General features: G+C 66.1%; 1 pseudogene. It reads right to left on the reverse strand.

Annotation, left to right across the window (positions count from 1 at the left end):
- A pseudogene (locus ACZYTC_RS34305) lies at nucleotides 1-172 on the reverse strand (Rid family hydrolase); the annotation flags it as partial.
- Nucleotides 173-316 lie beyond the last annotated feature (144 nt).

Raw genomic sequence — 316 nt, forward strand, 5'->3', positions numbered from 1 at the left:
CATAATAAGTCGCGCGCACCACCTCGCTCATGGCAAAGCCGCCCTCGGCCAGCGCCTTTTCGATGGACGCCAACGTGTTTTCGGTCTGGGCGGCGACATCTTCCGGCAGCGACATGCTGGCATAATCCTAGCCGGTGGTGCCTGAAACGAAGCACCAGTCGCCCTGCACCACGGCGCGGGACTAGCCGGCGCTGCGTTCGAGCGGGGAGCCGGTCGAGATCAGTTTGCGGGGCATGGATATTTCCTCACACCGGCGTGGCCGCGATGCGCACGCCGCCAGCGATCGTCTCGACCGCGACGGACATGCCGGCGGCCC

This window comes from Labrys sp. F242, from assembly GCF_057813875.1.